At 68.9% G+C, this 26,433-nt stretch carries 25 protein-coding genes; 12 read left to right on the forward strand and 13 right to left on the reverse strand.

The features are described 5' to 3' along the window. Positions 1 to 86: 86 nt before the first annotated feature. The gene (locus C0012_RS06225) at positions 87 to 1,301 is read right to left on the reverse strand and encodes an MFS transporter (RefSeq protein ID WP_110590220.1); all 1,215 of its coding nucleotides are present in this window, start codon (positions 1,299 to 1,301) and stop codon (positions 87 to 89) included. A 198-nt stretch (positions 1,302 to 1,499) separates the two neighbouring features. Continuing rightward, complete coding sequence (locus C0012_RS06230; RefSeq protein ID WP_110590275.1) at positions 1,500 to 2,264, reverse strand: IclR family transcriptional regulator; 765 nt, start codon at positions 2,262 to 2,264, stop codon at positions 1,500 to 1,502. 115 nt (positions 2,265 to 2,379) lie between these two features. Here C0012_RS06230 and C0012_RS06235 point away from each other — a divergent pair, with 115 nt between their 5' ends. The 4 genes from C0012_RS06235 to C0012_RS06250 all read left to right on the forward strand — a co-directional run bounded on the left by C0012_RS06235 (position 2,380) and on the right by C0012_RS06250 (position 5,872). Beyond that, a complete protein-coding gene (locus C0012_RS06235) occupies positions 2,380 to 3,138 on the forward strand; it encodes a CoA transferase subunit A (protein WP_110590221.1) in 759 nt (252 codons plus the stop codon). Positions 3,139 to 3,140: 2 nt separating this feature from the next. Next, the gene (locus tag C0012_RS06240; RefSeq protein WP_198411070.1) at positions 3,141 to 3,788 is read left to right on the forward strand and encodes a 3-oxoacid CoA-transferase subunit B; all 648 of its coding nucleotides are present in this window, start codon (positions 3,141 to 3,143) and stop codon (positions 3,786 to 3,788) included. A 130-nt stretch (positions 3,789 to 3,918) separates the two neighbouring features. Then, positions 3,919 to 5,100: an acetyl-CoA C-acetyltransferase gene (locus tag C0012_RS06245; protein WP_408631128.1), complete on the forward strand. Its 1,182-nt coding sequence runs from the start codon at positions 3,919 to 3,921 to the stop codon at positions 5,098 to 5,100. Between the two features lie 172 nt (positions 5,101 to 5,272). Further along, a complete protein-coding gene (locus tag C0012_RS06250) occupies positions 5,273 to 5,872 on the forward strand; it encodes a PadR family transcriptional regulator (protein WP_110590223.1) in 600 nt (199 codons plus the stop codon). Here C0012_RS06250 and C0012_RS06255 read toward each other — a convergent pair. Continuing rightward, positions 5,830 to 7,590, reverse strand: a complete 1,761-nt coding sequence (locus C0012_RS06255; RefSeq protein WP_110590224.1) for a sulfatase — start codon at positions 7,588 to 7,590, stop codon at positions 5,830 to 5,832. The genes C0012_RS06250 and C0012_RS06255 overlap by 43 nt on opposite strands. A gap of 163 nt (positions 7,591 to 7,753) precedes the next feature. Between C0012_RS06255 and C0012_RS06260 the strand changes: the two genes are divergently transcribed. Beyond that, positions 7,754 to 8,437 (forward strand): Pr6Pr family membrane protein, encoded by a 684-nt coding sequence (locus C0012_RS06260; protein WP_110590225.1) that lies wholly within the window; start codon positions 7,754 to 7,756, stop codon positions 8,435 to 8,437. Between the two features lie 133 nt (positions 8,438 to 8,570). Here C0012_RS06260 and C0012_RS06265 read toward each other — a convergent pair whose 3' ends face one another. Then, positions 8,571 to 10,013, reverse strand: a complete 1,443-nt coding sequence (locus tag C0012_RS06265; protein ID WP_110590226.1) for a flavin monoamine oxidase family protein — start codon at positions 10,011 to 10,013, stop codon at positions 8,571 to 8,573. Positions 10,014 to 10,183: 170 nt separating this feature from the next. Here C0012_RS06265 and C0012_RS06270 point away from each other — a divergent pair, with 170 nt between their 5' ends. From C0012_RS06270 to C0012_RS06280, 3 genes are read left to right on the forward strand one after another with little or no spacing between them, the layout of a single operon-like run. Next, positions 10,184 to 11,464, forward strand: coding sequence for an L-fuconate dehydratase (locus tag C0012_RS06270; protein WP_110590227.1), 1,281 nt, complete (start codon positions 10,184 to 10,186; stop codon positions 11,462 to 11,464). Further along, entirely contained in the window at positions 11,457 to 12,431 is a 975-nt protein-coding gene (locus tag C0012_RS06275) for an aldo/keto reductase (protein WP_110590228.1), read from the forward strand. Before C0012_RS06270 ends, C0012_RS06275 begins: the two co-directional genes overlap by 8 nt. 10 nt (positions 12,432 to 12,441) lie before the next feature. Then, on the forward strand, positions 12,442 to 12,861 hold the full coding sequence (locus C0012_RS06280; protein WP_110590229.1) for an RbsD/FucU family protein: 420 nt from the start codon (positions 12,442 to 12,444) through the stop codon (positions 12,859 to 12,861). Here C0012_RS06280 and C0012_RS06285 read toward each other — a convergent pair. The 8 genes from C0012_RS06285 to C0012_RS06320 form a co-directional block, all read right to left on the reverse strand. Next, positions 12,858 to 14,177 carry an alpha-L-fucosidase gene (locus C0012_RS06285; protein ID WP_110590230.1) on the reverse strand — a complete coding sequence of 440 codons (1,320 nt, stop codon included), beginning with the start codon at positions 14,175 to 14,177 and terminating at the stop codon, positions 12,858 to 12,860. The two genes, C0012_RS06280 and C0012_RS06285, sit on opposite strands and share 4 nt — an antisense overlap. Before the next feature lie 88 nt (positions 14,178 to 14,265). After that, positions 14,266 to 15,015 carry an SDR family NAD(P)-dependent oxidoreductase gene (locus tag C0012_RS06290; protein WP_110590231.1) on the reverse strand — a complete coding sequence of 250 codons (750 nt, stop codon included), beginning with the start codon at positions 15,013 to 15,015 and terminating at the stop codon, positions 14,266 to 14,268. Beyond that, on the reverse strand, positions 15,012 to 15,848 hold the full coding sequence (locus tag C0012_RS06295; protein WP_110590276.1) for a fumarylacetoacetate hydrolase family protein: 837 nt from the start codon (positions 15,846 to 15,848) through the stop codon (positions 15,012 to 15,014). Before C0012_RS06295 ends, C0012_RS06290 begins: the two co-directional genes overlap by 4 nt. 122 nt (positions 15,849 to 15,970) lie before the next feature. After that, a complete protein-coding gene (locus C0012_RS06300) occupies positions 15,971 to 16,816 on the reverse strand; it encodes an amidohydrolase family protein (RefSeq protein WP_162621940.1) in 846 nt (281 codons plus the stop codon). Then, on the reverse strand, positions 16,813 to 17,484 hold the full coding sequence (locus tag C0012_RS06305; RefSeq protein WP_110590233.1) for a FadR/GntR family transcriptional regulator: 672 nt from the start codon (positions 17,482 to 17,484) through the stop codon (positions 16,813 to 16,815). Before C0012_RS06305 ends, C0012_RS06300 begins: the two co-directional genes overlap by 4 nt. A 39-nt stretch (positions 17,485 to 17,523) precedes the next feature. Continuing rightward, positions 17,524 to 19,158: a fucose isomerase gene (locus tag C0012_RS06310; RefSeq protein ID WP_110590234.1), complete on the reverse strand. Its 1,635-nt coding sequence runs from the start codon at positions 19,156 to 19,158 to the stop codon at positions 17,524 to 17,526. Positions 19,159 to 19,267: 109 nt separating this feature from the next. Beyond that, positions 19,268 to 20,218 carry a LacI family DNA-binding transcriptional regulator gene (locus C0012_RS06315; protein ID WP_162621941.1) on the reverse strand — a complete coding sequence of 317 codons (951 nt, stop codon included), beginning with the start codon at positions 20,216 to 20,218 and terminating at the stop codon, positions 19,268 to 19,270. A gap of 42 nt (positions 20,219 to 20,260) precedes the next feature. After that, positions 20,261 to 21,130, reverse strand: coding sequence for a sugar phosphate isomerase/epimerase family protein (locus tag C0012_RS06320; RefSeq protein ID WP_110590236.1), 870 nt, complete (start codon positions 21,128 to 21,130; stop codon positions 20,261 to 20,263). Between the two features lie 225 nt (positions 21,131 to 21,355). Here C0012_RS06320 and C0012_RS06325 point away from each other — a divergent pair, with 225 nt between their 5' ends. The 3 genes from C0012_RS06325 to C0012_RS06335 all read left to right on the forward strand — a co-directional run bounded on the left by C0012_RS06325 (position 21,356) and on the right by C0012_RS06335 (position 24,962). Then, complete coding sequence (locus C0012_RS06325; protein WP_110590237.1) at positions 21,356 to 22,873, forward strand: sugar ABC transporter ATP-binding protein; 1,518 nt, start codon at positions 21,356 to 21,358, stop codon at positions 22,871 to 22,873. Continuing rightward, complete coding sequence (locus C0012_RS06330; protein ID WP_110590238.1) at positions 22,873 to 23,892, forward strand: ABC transporter permease; 1,020 nt, start codon at positions 22,873 to 22,875, stop codon at positions 23,890 to 23,892. Before C0012_RS06325 ends, C0012_RS06330 begins: the two co-directional genes overlap by 1 nt. Positions 23,893 to 23,963: 71 nt before the next feature. Next, positions 23,964 to 24,962, forward strand: a complete 999-nt coding sequence (locus C0012_RS06335; protein ID WP_110590239.1) for an ABC transporter substrate-binding protein — start codon at positions 23,964 to 23,966, stop codon at positions 24,960 to 24,962. A gap of 183 nt (positions 24,963 to 25,145) precedes the next feature. On the opposite strand, the gene C0012_RS15410 is transcribed toward C0012_RS06335, so the two are convergent. Further along, positions 25,146 to 25,874: a hypothetical protein gene (locus C0012_RS15410; protein WP_162621942.1), complete on the reverse strand. Its 729-nt coding sequence runs from the start codon at positions 25,872 to 25,874 to the stop codon at positions 25,146 to 25,148. Between C0012_RS15410 and C0012_RS15415 the strand changes: the two genes are divergently transcribed. Next, the gene (locus tag C0012_RS15415; protein WP_232527787.1) at positions 25,863 to 26,411 is read left to right on the forward strand and encodes an ImmA/IrrE family metallo-endopeptidase; all 549 of its coding nucleotides are present in this window, start codon (positions 25,863 to 25,865) and stop codon (positions 26,409 to 26,411) included. The two genes, C0012_RS15410 and C0012_RS15415, sit on opposite strands and share 12 nt — an antisense overlap. The last annotated feature ends 22 nt before the right edge of the window (positions 26,412 to 26,433 follow it).

Consider the following 26,433-nt stretch of genomic DNA (forward strand, 5'->3'; position numbering starts at 1 on the left):
CCTTCTTCGGGTAGGTCTTGTTCCACTCTCGCCGCCGCGAGCACATCAGGGAAGCCGAATATCTGGATCCCGGGAATCACTGTTGTTTATGCGCGAGTGGAGCGCCGCCGGGTCGCGAAGAGGGCGGCACCCACGGCGGCCGCGCAGATCCCGACCACGCCGACGACGGGCTCGAGGCCGCCGATCGCCGCCGTGAGAGCGCCGATAAGGATCGGGGTGAGGAACTGACCGAGGAAGAACGAGGCCGTCCACAGCCCCGTCACGCGGCCACGCTCGTCGAAGCTCGTGGGAGCGACGACCCAGGTGAGCAGGGACGGCAGCAGGAATCCCGATCCGAGCGACGCGACGATTGAGCCGATCACCACGCCCGCGAAGCCGGGCAGCACCCACACGAGAATCATCCCGACCGCCTGCAGGCCGAATGCGAGCGGCAACAGCGCACCAGGGCGCAACCCGCCGAGGCGCGAGAACGTGAACCCCGCGATGGCCGTCGCGAGCGATGCGACGGCCGAGACGAGGCCGATCGTGCGCGTGTCCTGCGCGTCGACACCCGTGCCGACGACGAGGTAGCTGACCTCGATGATCATGACGTAGAAGGTGAATCCCGCGAACAGGCTCACGGCAAGTCGGATCCCGATGCGGCGCCACGGGATCCTCACCCGGTCCGGGACGGCAGCGGCGTCCGCCTCGTCGTCGCGGCGCGGCTCCCACAGCGCAAAGAACATGGGGATCGCGATCACGATGCTCACGGAATAGACCCAGAAGGGGGCATGCCAGCCGCCCGTGCCGAGCGCCCCGCCGAGCGCGATGAACACCGTCGCGGCGAGCGTGGTCGTCACGGTCTGCAGACCGAGATACTTGGTGCGTCGACGCTCCTCATGGAAGTAGTCGACGATGAGCGCCGTGCACACCGTCATGATCGCCGCCTCGCACACGCCGACGAGCACACGGCTGAGGAGGATCTCGTTGAGCCCCTCCATCCAGGCGGGCGCCGTTCCGGCGATCGCGTAGGCGATCATCGCGACGAGAAGCAGCGGTTTCCGACCGATTCGGTCGACGATCTGGCCGGCGAACGGCGCGAAGATCGCGATCATGAGCGCCGGGATCGCGACGATCATCGGCACGAGCACGTCCGCGCCGGGCTCGCCGGCGAAGTGCGCCGACAGCTGCGGCAAGATCGGCGTGAGCAGAACGGATCCGAGCACCGGCATGCAGCTGCCGGCGAGAAGCAGGATCCCTTGGAGAGCCCCGGCACTGCGCTGCGCGCGGTTGGATCCGGGGTGGGTGGTGGAGGTCGTCATTGAGGCTCCTATCGTCGCGCCCATTCGACCGCGCCCGTGCGCGCTCGTGAAGACGAGATCGCTGATCCCGCGAATCAGCCCGGGTAATACCACTCGGAACCGGACCGCGCCGACCCCGTCGTGTTCGCCGGTGCGGAACGGTCGTTCTTCGCGCCCGTGACGACCACAACGCACCCGAGAAGGGTGCGCCGAATGCCCTCACCGCATCCGTTGGCTCAGCTCGTGGGCGTGGGACAGGAGGATCCGGCCGAGCTGCGCTCGGCGCTCGGCGCCGAAGCGGAACTCGACGCCCGTGATGCTCAGCGCCCACTCGGGGCGGCCCGCGGGTGAGAACACCGCGGCGCCCATGCCCCAGCTGCCCTCGACGATGTGGCCGGGGTTGAGCGAGAAGCCGCGGTCGCGCGTCTCGGCGAGGCGCGTCCGGAGCGGAGCCGTCGCGTGCGCCGCCCCCCACCGGGGAACGAGGTCGTGCCGGGCGAGATACTCCTCGGACTCGTCCTCGGGCAGGAACGCGAGGATCACGATCCCGGCCGACGCGACGCCGAGCGGGAATCGCACCCCCTCGCTGAGGACGTGGGAACGGATCGGGAACGCGCCGTCCTCGTGCACGAGGCACACCGTCTCGTCGCCACGGCGCATCGAGAGGAACGCGCTCTCCTCGGTCTCCTGCGCGAGCGCGTGCACGATGTCGCGCGAGCGCTCCGCGACGTCATAGCGTTCGGCGGCGACCGATCCCATGAGGAAGAGCTCGGGCCCCGGAAACCACCGGCCCGTCAGGGGATCCTGGTCGACGAGCGCCTCCGCGCGCAGCGCCGAGAGCAGCCGGTGCACCGTCGGGCGCGAGAGCCCCGACTCGGTGACGAGATCGGGCGCGCGGGCGCCGCCGCGCTCGCCCTGTGCCGTGACGAGCCGCATCAACAGCGCCGCCCGCGCGACCGACTGCGCTCCCTTCGGCGCCTCCATGTCCATGATGTGGACGCTAGCGTCCACAGGATCCGCATGGCAAGCGATTCTGGACGTTCCGCCCGACCCGGCGCACAGTGGAGCGGAGACACGAATCGCACGAAGGAGTGACACCGTGATCGACAAACAGGTCGCCTCGGCCGCGGACGCCGTCGCCGACATCCCCGACGGGGCGAGCCTCGCCGTCGGCGGCTTCGGCCTCTCGGGCAATCCCACCGCCCTCATCGAGGCACTCCTCGCGCAGGGCACGACCGACCTCTCCGTCGCATCGAACAACTGCGGCACCGACGACTGGGGGCTCGGACTGCTGCTCGGCGCGAAGCGGATCCGCAAGATGACCTCCTCGTACGTCGGCGAGAACAAGGAGTTCGAGCGGCAGTTCCTCTCGGGCGAGCTCGAACTCGAGCTGACGCCGCAGGGCACGCTCGCCGAGAAGCTGCGGGCAGGCGGATCCGGAATCGCCGCGTTCTACACGCGCACAGGCGTCGGCACGCAGGTCGCCGAGGGCGGCCTCCCCCGGCGATACGCGCCCGACGGATCCGTCGCCGTCGCGTCACCGAAGAAGGACGTCCGCGTCTTCGACGGACTCGAATACGTGCTCGAGGAGGCGATCGTGACCGACTTCTCGCTCGTCCACGCGTGGAAGGGCGACCGCCACGGCAACCTCGTCTTCCGCAAGGCGACGCGGGCGTTCAGCCCCCTCGCCGCGATGGCCGGCCGGGTGTGCATCGCGCAGGTCGAGCACCTCGTCGAGCCCGGCGAGATCGACCCCGACGACGTGCAGCTGCCCGGCATCTACGTGCATCGCGTCGTCGAGGTGGGCCCCGACATCGACAAGCGCATCGAGAAGCGCACCGTCCGAGAGGAGGCGTGACCATGGCCCTCACGCGCACCGAGATGGCGGCCCGCGCCGCGAAGGAACTCGCCGACGGCTCGTACGTCAACCTCGGCATCGGCCTGCCGACGCTCGTCCCCAACTACGTCCCCGAGGGCACGACGCTCGTGCTGCAGAGCGAGAACGGGATCCTCGGCGTTGGCCCGTATCCGGCTGAGGAAGACGTCGATCCGGATCTCATCAACGCCGGCAAGGAGACCGTCACGACCCTGCCGGGCGCGGCCTTCTTCGACTCGGCGATGAGCTTCGGCATGATCCGCGGCGGCAAGATCGACGCCGCGGTCCTTGGCGCCATGCAGGTCTCCGCCACGGGGGATCTCGCGAACTGGATGATCCCGGGGAAGATGGTGAAGGGCCCGGGCGGCGGCATGGACCTCGTCTCCGGCGCCGAACGCGTGATCATCCTCATGACGCACGTCGCGAAGGACGGATCCCCGAAGATCGTCGACGAATGCTCCCTCCCCCTGACGGGGCGCGGCGTCGTCGACCGCATCATCACCGACCTGGCCGTCGTCGACGTGACCGGCACCGGTCTCGTCCTGCGCGAGGTCGCGCCCGGCGTCACCGTCGAGGAGGTCGTCGCCGCGACCGAGCCCCCACTCGCCGTCGATCTGGAGTCCGGCTCATGAGCCCCCGATGCACAACGACGCCAATTCTGCGCGTCGCCATCCGCCGGTCCGCGTCGTTCCGGGGAACACCCGAGGCGCACTTCGAGAATTGGCGTCGTCGTGCATCGCGCGGCGCCGGACAGGAGTCATCGTGAGCACCGAAATCGTCATCGTGGCCGCCGCTCGCACGCCGCAGGGGCGGCTGAAGGGCGGGCTTTCGCCGTTCTCGGCCCCGCAGCTCGGCTCGTTCGCGATCGCCGGCGCGCTCGAGCGCGGATCCGTCTCGGCGAGCGCCGTCGACGCCGTCATCCTCGGGCAGGTGCTGCCCGCCGGATCCGGCCAGAACCCCGCCCGCCAGGCCGCGGTCGGCGCCGGGATCGGGTGGGACGTGCCCGCCCACTCCGTCAACAAGGTCTGCCTCTCGGGCCTCACGGCCGTCATCGACGCGAGTCGCATGATCGCCTCGGGTGACGCCGAGGTGGTCGTCGCGGGCGGAATGGAGTCGATGTCGCAGGCACCGCACCTGCTGACGGGATCGCGCACAGGCTGGACCTACGGATCCGTCGAGGCCCTCGATCACATGGCCTATGACGGCCTCACCGATGCGCGCGACGGGGTGAGCATGGGCCTGTCGACCGAGAACCACAACGCGCGCTTCGGGCTCACGCGCGAGGAGCAAGACGCCGTCGCCGCTCTCTCACACCAGCGCGCGGTCGCGGCCGCGGAGTCGGGGATCCTGGTCGACGAGGTCGTTCCCGTCGAGGTGCCGCAGCGGCGCGGGGATCCCGTCGTCGTCTCGGCCGACGAAGGTGTCCGGCCCGACACGACGCCCGAAACGCTCGCGAAGCTGCGCCCCGCCTTCGCGGAGGGCGGCAGCGTCACGGCCGGGAACTCGTCGCAGATCTCCGACGGAGCGGCGGCGCTCGTCGTCACGACGCGCGCCCGCGCCATCGGCGAGGGCTGGTACGTGCTCGCGACGCTCGGGGCGAATGGCCAGACCGCCGGCCCCGACAACTCGCTGCAGGCGCAGCCGGCCGATGCGATCCGCCGGGCCCTCGACAAGCAGGGCCTGACGGCCGCCGACCTCGACCTCGTCGAGATCAACGAAGCGTTCGGCGCCGTCGTCGCCCACTCCCAGAAGCAGCTCGGGCTGTCGGAGGACATCGTCAACATCCACGGCGGCGGCATCGCGCTCGGCCACCCCATCGGCGCCTCGGGCGCCCGCCTCGTCGTCCACGCGGCGCACGAGCTCGCGCGCCGCGGATCCGGCACGGCCGCCGTCGCGCTGTGCGGAGGAGGCGGCCAGGGCGACGCGCTGATCCTCACGCTCTGACGGCGGCATCACAACGCAGTCAATCCGCACGGCCGGCCGCGACGCACCCGCGGGATTCCGCGAGCGCGCGGGAGAGCTACGCCGAATCGACTGCGTTGTGATGCTCGAGGGCGAGAGACAGCGGCCGCGCCTCAGCCCGGGGCAGCCCGCCCGTTCCTAGGATGGGGGGACAATGAAGTTCGACGACATCCTGCTGGCACTCATCGCCCGTCGGGCCCGCAGCGGGTACGACCTGAAGAAGTGGCTGGATGTCGAGGGCATCTTCCTGCGCGCGAACGCTGATTCCTCGCAGATCTACCGCACCCTGCGGCGGTTGCAGAAGCAGGAGCTCATCACCTTCGACGTCGTGCGCAAGGGTGGGCCGGACGCGAAGATCTACCGCCCCACCGAGGCGGGCGTCGCACATCTCCGCGCGCTTGCGACGACCCCCTACGAGCCGCCAGCGCGGCGGGAGGAACCGGGATTCGGCGCACGGCTGGCACTGCTCGGGCCGATCGAACCGTCGACGATCCTCCCGACGATCGACCGCGAGCTCGCCTTCCGACGCGAACAGGTGCGACGGTTCCGGCACCGCCCCCGCCCGTCCGACGTCGCGCCGGGGCCGATCGACATCGACCCCGCGCTCGTCGACACCATCAACAGGCAGCTCGACCGGATCGGCCAGGACGGCATGGACCGCTGGATCGCCTGGCTCGAGGAGCAGCGCGCCCTCTGGAAGGGGATCCTCGCTCAGCGCACGGCCGACAGCGAAGACTCGACCGCCGCGAGCTGATCGGCGCCGAACCCGGGGATCCCCGCGACCGCGTTGAGCAGAGTCTGCCCACCGAGATAGCTCCCCCGCTCGAAGGGGCCTGTCGCGGGGAGAACGTCTGCGACGATCTCGCGATACCTCTCGTCCGCGAGAAGATCCCCCACCGAGGCGGTCACGACCATCGCGTCGTCCGCGAAATCGGAGCTGCGCGCGACGAACGCCCGGGAGGCCTGGCCGGCGCCCCACTGCTTCTCGACGAGCAGGTGCTCCGGACCGACGGGTCCCGTCTCGGGCAGGCCAAGACGCGTGTACTGCTCGCTCGGCGCCTCGTTCTCGCGCATCGCCGCGACCAGCAGCTCGGCCATTCGCGTCTCGAGCGCGTCATCTCGCAGAGGGTTCTGTTGGCCCGGATCCGTCTCGCGATCGAAGAGCAGGGTGCCCCAGGCGCCGGGGTTACCCATCGCCCAGGCCGGGATCTTCAGCACCGGCGCCCCCTTGGTGAAGGCGAAGCCCCCGTGCAGCTCTGCCTTCTGCATCTCGCCCGCCGTGAACCGGCTGCGCATGTGCGTCGGCATGAGCGTGTACTCGTACAGCGGACCGTTCGTCTCGTCCGCACACGCGCGCATGTACGCGTACCGGCCGTCGGTCACGTTGACATGGGATCCGTGATTGCCGAAGAGCGCCGCCTCGCGCACCTCGGTGTCGTCGGCGACCGTATCGGCGAGCGGCTTCCCCTGCATGTCATCGGTGAGGTCCTCGCCGAAGAAGTCGAGCAGCGTCGGCCCAATGTCGACGGTCTGCACGACGGCGTCACGACGCTCGCCACGCACGCCTGAACGCGGATCCCAGACGTGCAACGGGGTGTGGATCGTCTCGTCGTACCACGGCATGACCGACTTGCCCCACCACCCGTGCTCGCCGAGCAGGAAGCCATGATCCGTGCAGACGATGAGCATCGTGTCCCGCCACATGTCGTGCGCGTCCATGAAGTCGAGCACCCGGCCGAGTGAGGCGTCGCACATGCGCACGAGGGCCTCATACTCGGCGAGCGCCTTCTCTGCCTGCTGCTCCGTCTCGGTGACACGGCGATACCCCGGCCAGTCGAAGACGACGCCGTCATCGTCGGGCCGTTCGTCCTTGTACCGGTCGTAGCTGTAGAACGGTTCGTGCGGATCGAAGGTCTCGAGGTGCAGGAGCCAGCGGTCCTCTTCGACGTTCGTCTCGAGGAAGTGCATCCCCGCGTCGAAGGTCTTCGTCTGCGGGTGATCCGCCTCGTCGGCGAGGTACTCGCGATTGATCCAGTCCTGCCGGGCGAGGAAGTGCGACGGATTGAGGTTCTCGGGTGGCTCCGGATCGGCGACGTGCCCCTTCCAGGTATCGCCCTCCTGCCCGCGGAAGAACTCCCAGGTGTTGAACCGCGAGTGATACGTACCGCCGCCGTCTTCGAAGTAGTGCTGGTGGTCGGTTGCCAGATGCGTGTAGACACCGGCGTTCTTCAGCATCTCGGGAACGGAGTCGTCGAACGGTTCGAGCGGACCCCAGGAGCGATGCAGGAAGTTGTAGCGCCCCGTGTGCAGCTCCCGCCGCGCGGGCATGCACGGCATGCTGCCCGCGTAGCACTGGTCGAAAGTGGCGGTCCTCGCGGCCAGCCGCTCGAAGTTCGGCGCCTCGATATCCCCTCCGTACTGCGGCAGCATCCGGCGATTAAGGGTGTCGAACATGACGACGATTGCACGCATCGTGGGGCTCCTCAGAAATGGGTGCGTTTCGAGATCTACAGGACTCGTCCAATAGTCACGGGGGCTCACGTGTCTGTCAAGCGTTCTCGCGCACGCCCCCTGCCAGAAAGGCCGCCCGCACGACGCCCTCCGTAGACTCGTCGCACGGCGAGAGGAGGGCCGCGTGAGCAGACGCCGGTGGTTCGCGTTCGCGCGCTTCGCCGCCGCCGCGCTGTGCGCCGCGGCGCTCGTGCACCGCCTCTTCTGGGGCCTCAGCTCGCAGACGATCGCCGGTCAGAACTTCTTCGCGTACCTCACGATGCAGTCGAATATCGCGTTCCTCGTGCTCGCGGCGATCGGTGGCGTCATCGCGCTGCGTCGCGACGAGGATCCGCCCTGGCTCACCGACGTGCGCACGGCCGTGCTCAGCTGGACGATCACGGCCGGGCTGATCTTCGGACTGCTCATCTGGCAGTCCGGGGTGCGGGGGATCCCCATGACGGTCCCGTGGTCGGATCACGTCCTGCACTTCCTGCTGCCGGCGATCGCCATCATCGCCTGGATCATCGGCCCGGGCCGCCGCGCCGCGCGCTGGCGCCTCGTCCTTCTCGTCGTCGCGTTTCCGATCCTCTGGGGCCTGTTCACGCTGTGGCGCGGGTCGATGATCGGCTGGTATCCGTACTACTTCCTCGACCTGCGTCAGGTGAGCGGCTTCGGGGAGTTCCTCGGCACCGTCGCGTTCGCCCTGGCGGTGTTCGCGGGCGTCGCGAGCGGCCTGATCGCGCTCAGCCGGTGGCGGCAGACGGTTCCCGACCCGGACGCGCGCCGACGCCCCACCCCGCCGTCAGGCGACGACTTCGTCATCTGACACCTGCTCGCTGCACAACGACGCCAGAATTGAAGCGCGGGCACCGGAACCTCGGCGTGTCGTGCGTTTCCGCGCAGAATTGGCGTCGTCGTGCAGTGGGGTCAATCGATGGCGGAGCCACCCGGCAGCCGGGTCACTCGGCGGCGGGCGACGGGTTCGTGAAGGGGGCCAGCGATTCGGCGGCGCGGGTGAGCAGCTCGTCGTCGTCGAGCTCGGCGAGGGCGCGGGCGGCGGATCCGCCGATGAGGCCGACGAGGATCGGCTCGCCCGTCGCGGGCAGCAGATTGATCCACGTGCGGATCGTCGTGTCGACGGGTGCGTCCTCGCCCGGCTCGGGCGTCGGCGTGGGGGTCGGGGTGGCCTCTTCGGTGACCGGGCCGATGACGTGCCAGATGCCCGCGTCGGTCGTCCAGAACGGCTGCTCGTAGCGCAGCCAGACCGCCTCGATCGCCCCCATCTCGAGCGATGCGACGGCGCCGCGGTGCCCGAACGGCAGCGGCGGGTCGAACGCGATCGCGTCGGCCTGAAGCACACCGAGCGGCACCGTGAGGACGACCCGATCGAAGGTGAGCGACTCTCCCGTCGCGAGGCGCAGGCTCACGCCGCTGTCGTCGTAGGCGACACCCGCGACGGCCGTCGAGAACGCGACATCGAGGTCGCCGAGCGGCGCCTCGACGAACGGCGCGATGTCGCTCGCGAGCGCGTCGAAGGATCCGTTGGGGAGGGTCGGCGCGTACCAGCTCGACGCGGTGGCGGGATCGATCCCCGTGAGGGCCGCGAGTCCGGCGAGGTAGGCGTCGAGCGCCTCCGAGCCCTCGACGCCGGCCGCGGCGAGCGCCTCGGCGATCGTGGGATCCGCGAACGCGTTCGCCGCATCATCGAGGGCGCTCTGCACGACCTCACCAGACGGCGCCTCCGCCTCGCCCTGCCGCGTGAACCCTGCGGGGTCCGTCACACCGACCGTGCCGATCCCGAGAACGGCCATCCTCGAGGCGATCTCGGTGTCGTCGGATCCGAGCAACCACGCGCCGGCCTGGGGAGGGACGGCCCACTCGTCGTCGACGTGCGTCGCCAGGCGTCCGCCCACGCGCTCGCGCGCCTCGATCACGGTGACGTCGAAGCCCGCCTCGACCAGTCGTCCGGCCGCGCGCGCTCCCGCGACGCCTGCGCCGACGACGGCAACGCGCTCGCCCCCATCCGCGGCTTCGGCGAGCTCGCGGGCCGCGCGGTCTCCGGACTGGGCGGCTCCGGTGATCGTGCCGGGATGTTCCGCGCTCGTCGCCTCGCCCGCGAAGAACACGCGGTTCACGAGCGGGGATCCGAGCGCCTCGCGGTCGACCGACGTCGCGCCTGCGGGGGTGACGCTGCGCGCGCCGCGGGCGAAGGGATCCGTGGACCAGCGCGTGCGGAAGAACGCGGCGGCCGCGGGCACCTCACCGACGGGCGTCGGCGTCACCGTGGGCTCGGGGCTCGCGGTCGGGCGGGGCGTCGCGTCGTCGGGCGTGCACGACGCGAGCAGGACTGTCAGGGCACCGGCTCCGGCCCCCAGCAGCAGCGTGCGACGCGAGATCCTCATCGTTCGCCACACTACCCGCGCGCCCGCGCGTAGACGTGCGACCGCGCCCTCTCGCACGCGGGAGATCCGAACTCTGCGCGGGAGATCGCCCACGGATCCCTCCGGAGTGCCGCGTTGACGAACCATACATCGGATGTTTACGCTGGCCTTCTACCCCACGAGGAGATCCTGTGAGCACCATCGTCAGCGTCGACACGGTCGACATCCGCTTTCCCACGTCGCAGGAGCTCGACGGCTCCGACGCCATGAACCCGGATCCCGACTACTCGGCCGCGTACGTCCTCCTCGGGACCGACGCCGGCGACGGCCACGAGGGTCACGGATTCGTCTTCACGATCGGGCGAGGCACCGATGTGCAGGTCGCCGCGATCCGCGCGCTCGCGCCCTCCCTCATCGGCCGCGAGGTCGAGCCGATCCTCGACGATCTGGGAGGGATCTGGCGCGAGCTCGTCGGAGACTCGCAGCTGCGCTGGCTCGGCCCCGAGAAGGGCGTCATGCACATGGCGATCGGCGCCGTCGTGAACGCTCTCTGGGACCTCAAGGCGAAGCGCGCGGGACTCCCCCTGTGGCAGCTGCTCGCCCGGATGACGCCCGAGGAGATCGTCGACCTCGTTGACTTCCGCTATCTCGCCGACGTGCTCACGCGCGACGAGGCACTCGAGATCCTCCGCGCCGCCGTACCCGGCCGCGCCGAACGCGAGGCACGCCTGCTCGCCGACGGCTACCCGGCATACACGACGACCCCCGGATGGCTCGGATACTCCGACGAGAAGCTCGTGCGCCTGTGCCGAGAGGCCGTCGACGACGGATTCCGCATGATCAAGCTCAAGGTCGGCGCCGATGTCGACGACGACATCCGCCGCATGCGCCTCGCCCGCGAGACCGTCGGCCCGGACATCCGGATCGGCACCGACGCGAATCAGCGCTGGGAGGTCGCCGAGGCGATCGAATGGATGGGCCGCCTCGCGGAGTTCGACGTGGCCTGGATCGAAGAGCCGACGAACCCCGACGACATCCTCGCGCACGCCGCGATCGCCCGCGGCGTCGCGCCGATCCCGGTGGCGACCGGCGAGCACGGGGGCGGCCGCGTCATGTTCAAGCAGATGCTGCAGGCGAAGGCCCTGAGCGTGCTGCAGATCGACGCGACGCGCGTCGCCGGCGTCAACGAGAACATCGCGATCCTGCTGATGGCGGCGAAGTTCGGCGTACCCGTCTGCCCCCATGCGGGCGGCGTCGGCCTGTGCGAGGCCGTGCAGCACCTCTCGATGTTCGACTTCGTCGCCGTGACCGGAACGACCGAAGACCGCGTCATCGAGTACGTCGACCACCTGCACGAGCACTTCGTCACGCCGACCGACGTGTCGGGCGGCGCGTATCGCGCGCCGACCGCGCCCGGCAACGGCATGGAGATGCTCGCAGCGAGCCGCGAGGAGTACACCTTCCATGGCTGATCCGCTGTCCCCCCGCACCGATCTGTCGCTGCCCCCGCTGGGCTACGGCGCCGCGAACGTCGGCAATCTGCACCGCGCGCTCACCGATGAGGAGGCCCACGCCGTCCTGGAGGCCGCGTGGGACGCGGGGATCCGCTCCTTCGATACGGCACCGCACTATGGACTCGGTCTCTCGGAACGACGCCTCGGCGCCTTCCTCGCGACAAAGCCGCGCGACGAGTTCGTGCTCTCGACGAAGGTCGGGCGCCTGCTCGTCGCGAACCCCGGGGGCGAGGGATCCCTGGATCTCGACAACGGTTTCCACGTGCCGCAGACCGTCCGGCGCGAGTGGGACTTCTCGGAGGCCGGCATCCGCCGCTCGCTCGACGAATCGCTCGAGCGGATGGGCCTCGACCGCGTCGACCTCCTCTATCTGCACGATCCCGAGCTCGCGGATCTGGAGCGCGATCTCGACTCCGGGATCCGCGCGCTCGCGGCCCTCAAGAGCGAGGGGCGGATCCGCGCGACGGGGCTCGGATCCATGTCGGCCGATGCGCTCGCGCTCGGCGCCGAGTCGGGCGCCCTCGACGCGCTCATGGTCGCCGGGCGGCTCACCCTCCTCGAGCAGCCGGCGCTCGCGGACGTCGTGCCCGCGTGCGAACGCACGGGGACGGGGATCGTGACGGCATCGGTCTTCAACTCGGGCCTGCTCGCGCACGACGACCCCTCCGCGAATCCGCGCTACGAGTACGGCGACGCACCGCCCGAGATCCTCGAGCGGGCGACGCGGATCGCGGACATCTGCCGCGCACACGGCGTCTCGCTGCCGGCCGCCGCCCTGCAATACACGCTGCGCATCGAACCCGTGCGATCCGTCGTGGCGGGCAGCAGCCGACCCCAGCAGATCCGCCAGAATGCCGAGTGGATGCGCGCGCCGATCCCCGACGCGCTGTGGGACGATCTCGCCCGAGACGACCTCATCCCGTAAGGAGACGACGATGCTCGAAGGAATCCACCCGCTGCTCACGGGGCAGCTGCTGATGCGCCTCGACGAGATGGGCCACTCGGATGCCGTGGTCGTCGCCGACGCGCACTACCCGGCGGCCTCCCTCGGCCGCCACGTGCTCGATCTGCCGGGAACGACGACACCCGATGTGCTCGCGGCGATCCGCACCGTGATCCCCCTCGACGACGCCCCGTCGCTCGACCTTATGGCGTCGGCCGACGGCGACGTGCTCGAGGTGCAGCGCGAGCTCATGGCGGCGGCCGGAACGACCGAGGAGACGACGCGCTTCGTCGACCGCTTCGACTACTACGACGCGTCGCGCCAGGCGTACCTGATCGTGCGCACCGGCGAGACCCGCAAGTACGGAAACGCACTGCTCCGCAAGGGCGTCGTGGGGCACGCGTCCCACTAGCGCGCGAGCGGCAGATCCACGCGAACCAGGCCCGCGACGCTCTGCTCGCCGACCGTGACGACGACGGAACCGTCGCGCACGTCGACGTCCGCCGACGGATCGAGCGTCGAAGGATCAATGTCGAGCGTCACGAGGGATCCGGGATCCGCTTCGATGAACGCGTGAGCCGTGTCGCCCGTGCGGGTCCAGCGCACCCACGGCGCGTCTCCCGGGTGGGCGATGGTCGGATCCAGCGGGCGCGATCCGAAGATCGCCTCGCCGTGCGCGTCGTTGAAGGCTCCGAGCCCCTCGAGCGTGCGCCGCTGCACGGGCGTGACCTCTCCGGCCGCGGTCGGCCCGATGTTCAGCAGCAGATTTCCGCCGCGCGCGACGACGTCGACGAAGTGACGTACGGCTCCCGCCGCATCGAGCGAGGTGGACTCGTCCTCGAGTTGATTGTGGCCGAAGGAGAACCCGATGCCGCGGCAGTTCTCCCACACCCCGGCCTCGTGCTCGCGGCCCGCCTCGTATTCGCTCGTGCGGAAGTCCCAGTGCGTCTCGCCCCAGCGGTCGTTCGCGACGCCCCCGGGCCTCGCGGCGTAGAACCGGCGGAACAGTTCGGCCATGCTCTTCGCACCCTCGGGCTTGCCCGCGTCGGGCCACTCGATGTCGCCCCAGAGGATCTCGGGCCGGTACTTCTCGATGAGGTCGGCGACGTGGTCGAACGCGTAGTCGGCATAGGCTTTGTCGACGGGACGGGACGCGTCGATCCCATCGATGATCGGCGGGCCGCCCGAGAAGTGCCAGTCGAGGCCGCCCGAGTAGTACACGCCGAATCGCACCCCGTGCCGCTCGGCCGCATCGCGAAACTCGCCGACGAGGTCGCGGCGCGGCCCGCGGCGCACGGTGTTCCGACCCTCCGTTCCCGGAGCGTCCCACAGCGTCACGCCGTCGTGGTGCTTCGTCGTGGGGATGATGTAGCGCGCACCCGTCGCCGCGACGAGCCCCAGGAACGCGTCGGCGTCGAACGACTCGGCCCGCCACGCGTCGAGGAACTCGTCGTAGTCTGCCCCGCCCCACGCCTCGCGCTGATGCTGCTGGGCTGGGCTGCCGTCGATGCGGATCGTGTTCGCGTACCACTCGGCGTACGGGTTGTGCGTGAACCAGTACTCGTTGTCGTCGACGGTTCCCAGCGCGCCGATCGGCTCCGCCCACGCGGGCACCGCGTACGGGCCCCAGTGGACGAAGATCCCGAGCTTCGCATCGCGGAACCACTCGGGCACCTCACGCGCGAACTCGCGGTATACCTCGTCCCACTCTCCAGCTTGCTGACTCATCGTCGTCCTCTCGTCGCGAGTCCGCAAGTCTTCACCGAGTCCGCAGCGATTCGCACCGGACTCGGTGAAGACTTGTGGACATGGGGTGTCACTCGGGGCGCAGGCGCAGGCCCTGCATGCCGCCGTCGACGGCGAGCGCGACGCCCGTCGTCGATCCGGCGCGCGGACTCGCGAGGTATGCGACGGCGTCGGCGACCTCTTCGGGCCGCACGAGCCGCCCGTGCGGCTGACGCGCGTTCAGCGCGGCGCGCTCGGCGGCGGGATCCGGCGCCGAGTCGAGCAGGCGCCCGATCCACGGAGTGTCCGCGGTGCCCGGGTTCACGCAGTTCACCCGGATCCCCTCGCGCAGGTGATCCGCCGCCATCTGCAGCGTGAGCGACTGGATCGCGCCCTTCGTCGCCCCGTAGAGGGCGCGCGCCGGGAGGCCGGCCGTCGCCGCGATCGAGCAGGTGTTGACGATCGCGGCGGCCTGCGACTGCCGCAGATGCGGCAGGGCAGCGCGTGCGACGCGCACGGCGCCGACGACGTTGACGTCGAAGACCCGATGCCATTCGTCGTCGTCGTTCTCCTCGATCGTTCCCTGCGCGCCGATCCCGGCGTTGTTCACGACGATGTCGATGCCGCCGAGATCGCGCGCGACGGCGTCCACCCCGGCGCGGATGGTGGCGTCGTCGGTCACATCGACCCGGTACGCGTCTTCGAGGTCATCCGACACGTCGCGGTCGAAGATCGCGACGCGGGCACCGTCGACGCGGAGGCGCGCGACGACCGCCGCGCCGATACCGCTCGCCCCGCCCGTGACGATCGCCGTGAGACCGTCGAACGCTCCGGCGCTCACGCGAACACCTGCCTCTGGGATCCGAGCCCCTCGATGTCGAGCTCGACGACATCGCCCCGCTTCAGATAGGGGAACCGGCCCGAGAGGGCGACGCCCTGGGGCGTGCCGGTCATGATGACATCGCCCGGTTCGAGGGCGAGGTGCTGCGAGAGGTGCCACACGATGTAGGGCACGTCGAAGATGAGGTCGGATGTCGACGAGTCCTGGCGCGGCTCGCCGTTGACGAAGCTCCGCAGCCGCAGATTCGCGTGATCGACCTCGTCGGGCGTGACGAGCCACGGCCCGAGCGGCGAGAACCCGGGGGCCGACTTCCCCTTGCCCCACTGCCCTCCGGAGGTCTCGAGCTGCCACGCCCGCTCCGAGAGATCGTTCGCGACGGTGAATCCGGCGATGTGATCGAGCGACTGCTCGGGCCCGTCGAGGTAGCTCGCACGACGGCCGATGACGACCGCGAGCTCGACCTCCCAGTCGGTCTTCTCGCTCGAGCGCGGGATGGTCACCTCGTCGTTCGGCCCGATGACGGTGTTCGGCGCCTTCATGAACAGCACGAGGTTCTCGGGCGGGGCGGATCCCGATTCCGCCGCGTGCGCGGCGTAGTTCATGCCGACGCAGTAGATCGCCGAGGGGCGCGTGATGGGCGCGCCGAGGCGAGATCCCGCCACGTCGATCGGCTCGAGGGATCCTGCGGCGAGCGCCTCGCGGACGCGCCGGGGACCGTCTTCGAGAAAGTCGCCGTCGATGTCCGCCGTGAGGGGACTCAGGTCGTAGGTGGTGCCGTCGACGTCGACGATGGGCGTCTCGTCACCCGGTGCGCCGCTTCGCGCAAATCGCATGATTGCCTCTCCGAACATCCGAAGTATGGTCCCGTGGACCACGGGTTCGCTCCAAGATTACCATCGAAATCACTCGATAGGTCCGATGTTTCGCCGAGCCATTCCTCGAGTCTTGCGGGCCGTCAGGCGCCCGCCAGACCGTAGAACTCGCGCGCGGTCTCGCCCGCGAGGCGCTCCCACTCCGCGTCGGAGGCCGCCGCGCGCAGCGCGTCGAGCGCCCGGTCGACCGGGACCCCCGCGCCGGGGACGCCCGAGACCGGCCAGTCGCTGCCGAACATCGCGCGTTCGGCGCCGAAGGCATCGAGTGCGACCCGGTCGAACACGCCTGCGGCGCCGTCGAACACCGGTCCGGAGCCCGCCTCTCCGGGGATCCCGGAGCACTTGACGAACACGTGCGGCAGGCGCGCCAATCGCTCGATCGATCGGCGCCAGCGCGTGCCCGCCTCGCTGTCGAGGCCGTCGGCCACAGGGGGCTTTCCGAGATGGTCGAGCACGATCCGGGTGCCGGGCGCCTGCTCCGCGGCCTCGGCGAGGACGTCGAGCTGGCCCCACCGGACGCACGCGTCGAAGCTCAGACCCCGCTCACCGAGGAGGCGCAGATCGCGCGCGAAGGCGGCGGATGCGATCCGCTCGTCGGGGCCGTCCTGCACGGAGGGGCGGACCCCGACGACGAGCGGACGACCCGCGAGAGCGTCGAGCTGTGCGCCGAGGTTCCCGCCACCCATCTCGGCGTGCGCGACGATGCCCGCGAGGCCCGGCCACTCGAGCCCCGCGACCCAGTCGACTTCGAAGGCGGCCCAGGAGGGATCCGCGTCGGTCTCGACGAAGACCCACCCGTCGATGCGCCCGCCCGCGGTGTCGATGTCCGCCGGCAGGAAGGCGCGGTCGAGCTCCGGAACGTTCGCGAGCCACGGATGCGGCACGCGCTCCGGATCCCACACGTGCACGTGGGCATCGAGAACGCTCACGTCGCTCCCCGCAGCCACTGCTCGACACCCGCGACATGGGCGACCATGAGCGCGTTCGCGAGCTGCCCATCGCCGCGACGCAGCGCGTCGACGATCGCGCGATGCTCGTCGATCGTGCGGGCGACGGATCCACCCTCCGTGATGCCGCGCCACACGCGGGCTCGCACCGTCGGCCCCGAGAGGGATTCGAGCAGACCCGCGAGGTACGCATTGCCCGTCGCTCGCGCGATGCGCCCGTGGAACTCGATGTCGTGCGCGACGAGCGCCTCGACATCCGCTTCTTCCGCCACGGCGTCGACGAGACCGTCGAGGTCGCCGAGATCCTCTTCACCCGCGGTCCTCGCCGCGAGCTCGGCCGCCGCCGGTTCGAGGATCCGCCGGACCGCGAAGATCTCCAGCACGGAGTCGTCCTGATGCAGATCGACGACGAAGCTCATCGCCTCGAGCAGAAGATCCGACTCGAGGCTCGTCACATACGTGCCGTCACCACGTCGCACATCGAGCACCCGGATCACGGCGAGCGCCTTGACCGCTTCACGCAGCGAGCTGCGAGAGAGGCCGAGCTCCTCGCTGAGTTCCTTCTCCGGAGGAAGGCGGTCGCCGGGGGAGAGCCGCCCCGACACGATCATGTCCTTGATGCCGGCGATCGCCTCGTCTGTGACTGCCATCCCCCGAGTCTAGCGAGAGATCGGATGTCTGAGGGAGCGTCAGATCCGCACGTCTCCCGCCAGGTGAACGCGGATCCCCATGCGCTCGAACGCCGCGGCCTTCGCGACGAGGGCACGATCGGCCGTGTCGGCGTCCGGTGCGTACACGAGCTGCGCGTGGTTCGCCTTGTGACGGGCCATGAACTGATCGCGCGTGATGCCGTGCAGGACGACATGCGCGATCGGCCACTCAGGATTCGTGGCCTCCTTGCGGCGCCGGGTCTCGTCCTCGGGCAGCTCGACGGCGGATCCGCGGAAGATGTCGGCCTGCAGCACGCCATCGGCGATGTACACGCGCGAGATGACGAGTTCGCCGGGCTTCGAGACCCCGTTGATCGTCGAGCCGCCCGCCGGGAAGAAGACGGGATCCTGACGCCAGCCCTCCGCCTTGTCCCACCCGCCGAGGTGCGAGGCGGGGACGGAACCCGAGATCTCATAGACCCACACGAACTCCCCGCCGTGCTCCTCCCCCCAGCGCACGTCGTGGAGCGTGTTGTCGGGAGTGAGCCCCATGGCCCGCCACACGCGGTCGGTGACGAGCGCGTCGACCGCGACACCCTCGTCCGCCTCGTTGAAGTGGGGCATGGCGCGGCCCGCGAACAGCTCCCGCGAACCGTCACGCGACATCACGGCAGGCCGCTCGGTCGAGTTGAGCATGCCCTCCGGCAGATCGGACGCCGGGGCGAGATCCTTGAGGCCCTGCTGGTACTGGATGCCGATCGCGTCGAGCCCGAAGTCGTCGGCGATGCGCAGCGCCGCGATGTACATCTTGAACTGCGCGCGCAGCTGCGCCTCGGTCAGTTCGGTCGCTTCGTCGTCGCCGAGGCGGAAGGTCATGCCCTTCTCGCGCAGCCACTCGCCGATCGCGTCGGCCTCGGCATCCGTGACGGCGAGCATCTCGGCGTACAGAGCCGACTGCGAGAGTCGCTCCTTGTAGATGCCCGTCGCATTGAGGATCTCGTCGTCGAAGATCGCGTTGTACATGCCCATGCAGCCTTCGTCGAAGACTCCGATGAGGGCCTTGTCGGCGCGAAGCTGATCGCCGATCGCATGCCCGAGCTCGCGCTCCGGGCTCTCCGGCAGAGCGGGCAGCGGGCGCACGTGCGAGGCGTCGTGCGTGATGGATCCGGTGTCGATCCATTCGCGGATGCCGTCGCGGAACCACGTGTCGGCATAGTCGACCGACCAGATGCTCGCGTACTCGCGCCCCATCTTCGTCAGGCTCGCGTTCAGACCGAGCAGCCCGACGAGTCCGGGCCAATCGGGCTGGAAGTTCGCGACCGTGAGGATCGGGCCGCGGTGAGTGCGCAGGCCGGCGAGCACATGGTGCGAGTACTGCCACACGGCTTCCGCGACGATGAGCGGTGCATCGAGGGGGATCCCCGTGAAGACATCGAGCCCCATGCGCTGGCTCGAGATGAACCCGTGGCCACGCGCCTCGTCGACGGCGTGCCCGCGCACGACGCGCCAGCCGAGTTCCTCCACGACCGTCGTGACCCCGGCCTCGAGCTCCTGCTGCGTCGGCCATCCGGCGACGTTCGCCGACTCCCGCAGATCGCCGTTCGCGATCAGATACACGGTCTTCGGCTCGAGCGCGGGTCGTTCGGCGGGCTGGGGAAGGGAATACGCGGTCATCGCTCGTCCTCGTCGTCGGGGATCTCTCTGGTCCAGCGTCGTGATCACGCCGGCAATGTAAAGGATTACATCGACGGCATGAGCAAGCAACCGGCGACCGGCGATTCCCTCAGATCCGGCCGGGAGGCTCGAGCAGTTCGCCGTGCAGCACGATCCGCTCGGGCTCCGACGCATCGCCCGCCACGCGCTGCAGCAGCCGCTCCGCGGCGAGCTCTCCCATACGCTTCGACGGCAGCCGAACGACCGGCACGGCGCGGGGGTCGAGCGTCGTGAACGGGAGGTCGCCGACGACCGACACGGCGACGTCCTCGGTCGTCAGCCCGCGTGAGGAGAGGGCCTGCAGGACCCCGACACCGAGGAGGTTGTTGCCCGCGACGATCCCGCCGGGCCGGGCCTTCCGGTCGAGCATCGCGAGCGTTTCTCGCCTGCCGCCGTCGACGTCGAACGTGCTGTGCACGACCTCGGTCACGCCGACGCCGATCGCGCCCCGAGCGCGATCGCGCGCGGTCGCGACATTCTCCGGACCGACGAGGCACACGAGGTCTCCGCGATCCGCAATCGCGCGCGCCGCGAGCGCACCAGCCTCGCGATTGTCCATGACGATCTCATCGACCGCGACGCCGCGCACCGATCGGTCGATCGCCACGAGGGCCGGTCCGCCCGCCGGAACGGCGGCGGGCGAGTCGTCATCGGCCGCCGCGAGGATCACACCGGCCATCTGCGTCGCCGTGGCGACGCGCAGATACTCGGCCTCCTGATCGTGATCCCCGTCGGTATTGCACAGGACGACCGAGAATCCGGCCTTTCGCGCGACATCCTCAACACCTCGTGCGACCTCGGTGAAGTACGGGTTCGACACATCTGGGAAGACGAGCGCGATCATCTCGCTGTGCCGACGGCGCAGGGAGCGCGCCGTGCGGTTCGGCACGAAGCGGAGCTCTTCCGCGGCCCGCCTGACGGCGTCCGACTTCTCGTCCGAGACGGTCTGCCCGTTGAACACACGCGAAACCGTCGCCGTCGAGACCCCGGCGAGCCGCGCGACGTCGATGATCGTGGCCACCATCTCAGCCTATGCCAGCGCGATCCGCCGATCCGGAGCCGCTCAGTGCAGGCTCGTCGTCTCGACGGAGCGGATCCGACCCCGGATGAAAGCGTTCGCGTGCGCCGCGAGGTCGTCCGAGTCGTCCCACAGATCGCGCCAGACCCCCAGGGTGTTGCTGAGCTCGGCACTGACGATCGCCGACGAGAACGACTCGAAGACCACGGGCCCGTCGTACGCCGTGCGGGCGAGTGCACCGAAGAAGGCGTCGAAGTCGACCGTGCCGCTGCCGAGATAGCCGCGGTGACTCTCGCCGATGTGCACGTATCCGAGGTCGTCCCCCGCGTCGAGGACGGGCTGCCAGAGATCCGTCTCCTCGATGTTCATGTGATACGTGTCGAGGTGCAGCGAGACGGCCTCGTGATCGATCGCCCGCAGGAGTTCGAGCCCCGCGCGTGCCGTGTTCACGACGTTCGATTCGTATCGATTGACGATCTCGAGGCCGAGCCGCACTCCCTTCGCCGCCGCGCGATCGCCGAGACGGTGCAGCGCAACGGCCGCGTTCCCCACTCCTTCCGGCGTGGACGGCGCCATGTACTTCTGCATCGCGCTGTAGATCACGCCCGTGAGGTGCGATCCCCCCATCGCGTGCACGATGTCGATGCACTCCCCGAGCATCTCCTCACCGGCGCGCCGGGCCGCCGGATCCGGGCTCGTCAGATCGGTGGCGGCTGTGAGACCGAGCGACGCTGTCGCCTCGATTCCGCGCGCCGCGAGCAGACGCGCCGCAAGGGTCGCGTCGAAGTTCTTCGGATCCATAAGCGGGAACTCGACGATGTCGAAGCCGGCACGACGAGTCGCGTCGATCGCCGCCTCGATCCCCTTCGCGTCAAGTCTTCCCGTGAATACCTGGGCATGTGCGCCGATCTTCATTGACGTTCCTCTGCTCATCGTCGACCATGGAGTCGATGTAATCGATTTCAGCCTCGCGATCGAATCGAGATCAGATCGCGACATGGTCGGACTTCCGATTGTCGGACCATGAAGATACATTAGGTGACAACTTGACGTGGGCGCTACTCTGAGATGCGCTTACATCAGATGTTTCGAGCGACGCCGCCCGAAACACTCACGACACCCCGAAGAAGCAGGTACACCGTGACAGCACCACTCCTCGACGTCGAGGGGATCAGCAAGAGCTTCCCCGGCGTGCGCGCACTGCACGACGTCCGGTTCCATCTCCGCGCCGGCGAGGTCCTCGTGCTCGTCGGCGAGAACGGTGCCGGCAAGTCGACGCTCATGAAGATCCTGTCCGGGATCTACGCCCGAGATGAGGGGACGATCCGCGTCGACGGGCGCCCCGTCGAGATCGCGAACCCCGCGGAAGCGCAGGATCTGGGGATCAGCATCATCCATCAGGAGATGAACCTCGCCTCGGATCTCACGGTCGCGCAGAACATCTTCATCGGACGAGAGCCGCGCGTCGGCCCCTTCCTCTCGGAGCGGGCGCTCAACGCGAAGACATCCGATCTCCTCCGCGAGCTCGGAATCGCGCTCGCTCCCTCACAGCTCGTCGGCGACCTCACCGTCGGCCAGCAGCAGATGGTCGAGATCGCAAAGGCTCTCTCATACGACGCCCGCGTGCTCATCATGGACGAGCCCACGTCGGCTCTGACCGACTCCGAGGTCGAGACGCTGTTCCGCCTCATCGCCGATCTCAAGGCGCGAGGGACGGGGATCGTCTACATCTCGCACCGCATGGAGGAGCTGCAGCGGCTCGCCGACCGCGTCACCGTCCTCCGCGACGGCGAGCACGTCGGCGACCTCGACCGCAGCGAGATCTCGATCCCGCGGATCATCGAGATGATGGTCGGCCGCCACGTCGGCGAGGGCGCGCGCCCTAAGTCGACCGATGTCGCCCGCGAAGAAGTCGCGCTCCGCGTCACCGGCCTCAGCACGCGCTCTCTCCTGAAGGATGTCTCATTCGAGGTCCACCGCGGCGAGATCCTCGGCTTCGCAGGCCTTATGGGCGCCGGCCGCACCGAGACGGCACGCGCGCTGATCGGGGCAGACCACCGCACGTCGGGGCACATCGAGGTGCATGGGCGCGCCGTCCGCATCTCGCAGCCCGCCGACGCGGTGAAGAACGGCATCGGCTACCTGTCCGAAGACCGAAAGCAGTTCGGTCTCATGCTCGAGCAGGACGTCGCCTTCAACACGATGCTCGCGTCGATGCGCAGCTACGCGAACGGCATCGGATGGATGCGCGATGGCCGGGGCCGCGATGTCACCAAGCGCTACGTCAAAGACCTCCGCGTGAAGACGCCGTCGATCGGTCAGACCGTGAAGCTGCTCTCCGGCGGCAATCAGCAGAAGGTCGTCATCGCGAAGTGGCTCGCCCGCGACTGCGATGTGCTGATCTTCGATGAGCCCACGCGCGGCATCGACGTCGGCGCGAAGGAGGAGATCTACGCGCTCCTCCACTCCCTTGCCGCCGAGGGCAAGGCGATCATCGTCATCTCGTCGGAGCTCCCCGAAGTGCTCCGGCTCTCGCATCGCATCGTCGCGATGGCGAACGGACGCGTCACCGGCGTCCTCGACAACGAGGAAGCCAGCCAGGAGAAGATCATGGAGTACTGCACGATGGACAGTGCGAGCGAAGGGCAGGCCGCCTGATGAACACCGAGCCCCGCACCACGACGGTGATCAACACGGCGATCGCGGAGGACAAGCCCGCGTCGGGTGGCTTCGTCGGCTTCCTCAAACGGTCCGTCCAGCAGTCGCTCGCGTTCGGCACGCTGATCGCGCTCGTGCTGTTCTTCGCGATCGCGAGCCCGAACTTCTTCACCTGGACGAACATCTCCGGCGTCCTGCTCTCGACCGCCGTCGTCGGGATCCTCGCACTCGGCACGACCTTTGTGATCATCACGGGCGGCATCGACCTCTCGATCGGCACCGGGATGACCCTGTGCGCCGTGATGACCGGCGTCTTCGTCACGAACATGGGATTGCCGATCTGGCTCGGCGTCCTCGGCGGCGTCGCAACCGGCGCACTCATCGGCCTCATCAACGGCACGGGCGTCGCCATCCTCGGACTGCCGCCCTTCATCGCCACTCTCGCGATGATGATGATCGCGCAGGGCCTCGCTCTCGTCATCTCGGGCGTCGCCCCGATCTACTTCAGCGGCACGCCGTCGTTCAAGCAGATCGCCCTGGGCGAGATGATCCCGGGGCTGCCCAACGCCGTGCTGATCATGCTCGTCGTCGCGGGCATCGCGATCATCATCCTGTCGAAGACCCTCATGGGCCGCTTCACCTACGCGATCGGATCCAACGAGGAGGCGACCCGCCTCTCGGGCATCAACACGCGCCGATGGAAGATCGCGATCTACGTGTTCGCCGGCGCCTTCACGGGCATCGCCGGCGTCGTGCTCGCCTCGCGTCTCGACTCGGCGCAGCCGCAGCTCGGCATGGGATACGAGCTGCAGGCGATCGCGGCGGTCATCATCGGCGGCACGTCGCTGCTGGGCGGACGCGGGTCGATCGTCGGCACCCTCATCGGCGCGCTCATCATGTCCGTCCTCCTCAACGGCCTGCGCATCATGTCGATCCAGACCGAATGGCAGACCGTCGCGACGGGCATCGTCATCCTCGTCGCCGTCTTCGTCGACTCGCTGCGCAACAAACGCAGCTGACACCTGATCCCTTCCCTTCCCTGCACCCGAACGCCGGCTGGGAACCGGCACGAGACAACGGAGTTCTCCCTATGAAGAAGTTCACGAAGCGCACAGCTGCCTTCTCGCTGGCCGCCACAGCCGCGCTCGCCCTGAGCGCCTGCTCGGGCGATGGCGGATCCGCCGGCGGCGGTGACAACGAGGTTCCCGACAGCGACGCGACCTATGTCGCGATGGTGTCGAAGGGCTTCCAGCACCAGTTCTGGCAGGCCGTCAACGACGGCGCCCAGGAGAAGGCAGACGAGCTCGGCGTCGAGATCACGTTCGAGGGCCCCGCGTCCGAGACGCAGGTCGACGACCAGCTCAACATGCTGCAGACAGCGATCGACCGCGAGCCCGACGCGATCGCGTACGCCGCCCTCGACCCCGAGGCGTGCATCCCCCTGTACGAGGACGCCGAGTCGGCCGGGATCCCCGTGGTGCAGTTCGATGCGCCGTGCAACAGCGACTACGCGCTGACGCTCGCCGCGACAGACGGCGTGGCGGCCGGTGCTCTGGCGGCCGACCACATGGCCGAGCTCATCGGCGGCGAGGGCAAGGTCGGCGTCATCGGCCACAGCCAGATCAACTCGACGGGCGTCGAGCGCCGCGACGGCTTCGTGAACCAGCTGGAGGACGAGTACCCCGACATCGAGGTCGTCGACATTCAGTACGGCGACGGCGACCACCTCAAGTCGGCCGACATCGCGAAGGCCATGATCAACGCCCATCCCGACCTCAAGGGCCTCTACGGCACCAACGAGGGCTCGGCGATCGGCGTCGTCAACGCCGCGAACGAGCTCGGTCTCACGGGTGATGACCTCACGATCATCGGCTTCGACTCGGGTGCGGCCCAGATCAACGCGATCAAGGCCGGCACGATGGCCGGCGCGATCACGCAGGACCCCCGCGCGATCGGCGCGAAGGTCGTCCAGGCCGCGGTCGACGTGATCAACGGCGAGTCGATCGACGACTACATCGACACCGGCTCGTACTGGTACGACGCCGAGAACGTGGAGTCCGACGAGATCCAGGCGATGCTCTACGAATGATCGGATGAACAAAGCGGCCCCGCGAGATTCGCGGGGCCGCTTTCCTGTGTGCGCTCGTCTTGCAGGCGCCGACGGCGATGCCACAGTCGAAGGCGGGAGGTCTCAATCGAGACTTCGACCCGCGATACGCCAGCCGATGGTCGCCCGGGTGCGAGGTTTGTCAGTGGTCCCAGGTGTAATGGCCTAGTCATTCCGCACCGCTTCCACGCGAGGCCCTTTCGGTGATCCGATCGGACCACCTGAACAAGCCTCTGACCGTAAACTCATCACCACCGCTTCCAGACAGGAATCACCGTGAGCAGCCAGCTTGCCGTCGCACCCACAGTTCTCCGTTGGGCCGAAGAACGTGCGCAACAGGCTGATTCGTCGTTGACCGCACGGTTCACGCATTGGCAGGACTGGGTGGACGGTCGGGGTGGGCCAACCGTTCGGCAGGCCGAGCAGATCGCGAACTATGCCCACGTCCCGTTCGGCACGCTTTTCCTCCCCGCGCCACCCGAGTTCGAGATCCCGCTCACCGATTTTCGTCTCGGCGTCGAGGGCGATGCGCAGGATCCGAGCACAGAGCTGCGCGATGCAATCCACCTGAGCATCGTCCGACAGGATTGGTTCGTCTCTCACGCCAAACGCGAAGGGTTCGGGCCCGCACGGCTGCCGCGCATCGACACGGCGGATGTCATAGCCGCAGCCCGTGACGCAACTCGTGCCCTCGCATTCACGGTAGAAGATCGCGGCGCTGCGTCTCGCGGCGAACTTCGCCGTCGGATCCGCACGTCGTTCGAGGCTCTCGGCGGCCTTGTGGTGATGACCAGCATGGTCGGACACAACAGCCATCGGCCGCTTGATCGATCTGAGTTTCGGGGATTCGCTCTCTACGACGACATCGCGCCATTGATCTTCGTGAATACCCACGACGACTCTCTCGCAGGGCAGTTCTTCACCTTCCTGCACGAGCTCGGCCATATCCTGCGCGCCGAGACTGCGCTCGACAACGCAGACCCGTGTCACCACGGTCGGGGAGGCGCCGAGGCTTGGTGCAACGCATTCGCAGCCGAGGCGCTCGTCCCTGCCGCCGACCTCCGCGCCCACTTCGTCCCTGTCGAGGCGCCCGCTGAGGAGGCGAAGCGCCTGAGCGCCCGCTATCAGTGCTCGCCGCTCGTGATCCTTCTGCGCCTCCGCGAACTCCAGCTCATAGGCAGTACGGGATTCAACGAGGTCTACGGCGAGCTTGAACTCGACGTCGTCGATCGCGCACAAGCTGAGCGTGCGACGCGGAGCGGTGGCGACTTCTACCGCAATTTGCCGTATCGCAGCGGCGAGCGACTCTCGCGCGCCGTCATCGCCGATGTGCGGGGAGGCGACGTCAGCTACACCGAGGCCTTTCGTCTTCTCGGCCTCCGCAGTGCGACCCAGATCGACGAGTACGCGCGGCATCTCGGCCTGTCATGACCTACCTTCTCGACGCGAATGT

It is taken from the genome of Microbacterium suaedae (assembly GCF_003254645.1).
In the GTDB taxonomy this organism is placed as follows: domain Bacteria; phylum Actinomycetota; class Actinomycetes; order Actinomycetales; family Microbacteriaceae; genus Microbacterium; species Microbacterium suaedae.

Excerpts from the sequence above, each read along its gene's own strand:
- C0012_RS06225 (WP_110590220.1), bottom strand. The coding sequence starts at position 1,301 with ATGACGACCTCCACCACCCACCCCGGATCCAACCGCGCGCAGCGCAGT.
- C0012_RS06230 (WP_110590275.1), bottom strand. The coding sequence starts at position 2,264 with ATGGAGGCGCCGAAGGGAGCGCAGTCGGTCGCGCGGGCGGCGCTGTTG.
- C0012_RS06240 (WP_198411070.1), top strand. The coding sequence starts at position 3,141 with ATGGCCCTCACGCGCACCGAGATGGCGGCCCGCGCCGCGAAGGAACTC.
- C0012_RS06250 (WP_110590223.1), top strand. The coding sequence starts at position 5,273 with ATGAAGTTCGACGACATCCTGCTGGCACTCATCGCCCGTCGGGCCCGC.
- C0012_RS06255 (WP_110590224.1), bottom strand. The coding sequence starts at position 7,590 with ATGCGTGCAATCGTCGTCATGTTCGACACCCTTAATCGCCGGATGCTG.
- C0012_RS06265 (WP_110590226.1), bottom strand. The coding sequence starts at position 10,013 with ATGAGGATCTCGCGTCGCACGCTGCTGCTGGGGGCCGGAGCCGGTGCC.
- C0012_RS06275 (WP_110590228.1), top strand. The coding sequence starts at position 11,457 with ATGGCTGATCCGCTGTCCCCCCGCACCGATCTGTCGCTGCCCCCGCTG.
- C0012_RS06280 (WP_110590229.1), top strand. The coding sequence starts at position 12,442 with ATGCTCGAAGGAATCCACCCGCTGCTCACGGGGCAGCTGCTGATGCGC.
- C0012_RS06285 (WP_110590230.1), bottom strand. The coding sequence starts at position 14,177 with ATGAGTCAGCAAGCTGGAGAGTGGGACGAGGTATACCGCGAGTTCGCG.
- C0012_RS06295 (WP_110590276.1), bottom strand. The coding sequence starts at position 15,848 with ATGCGATTTGCGCGAAGCGGCGCACCGGGTGACGAGACGCCCATCGTC.
- C0012_RS06305 (WP_110590233.1), bottom strand. The coding sequence starts at position 17,484 with ATGGCAGTCACAGACGAGGCGATCGCCGGCATCAAGGACATGATCGTG.
- C0012_RS06310 (WP_110590234.1), bottom strand. The coding sequence starts at position 19,158 with ATGACCGCGTATTCCCTTCCCCAGCCCGCCGAACGACCCGCGCTCGAG.
- C0012_RS06320 (WP_110590236.1), bottom strand. The coding sequence starts at position 21,130 with ATGAAGATCGGCGCACATGCCCAGGTATTCACGGGAAGACTTGACGCG.
- C0012_RS06330 (WP_110590238.1), top strand. The coding sequence starts at position 22,873 with ATGAACACCGAGCCCCGCACCACGACGGTGATCAACACGGCGATCGCG.
- C0012_RS06335 (WP_110590239.1), top strand. The coding sequence starts at position 23,964 with ATGAAGAAGTTCACGAAGCGCACAGCTGCCTTCTCGCTGGCCGCCACA.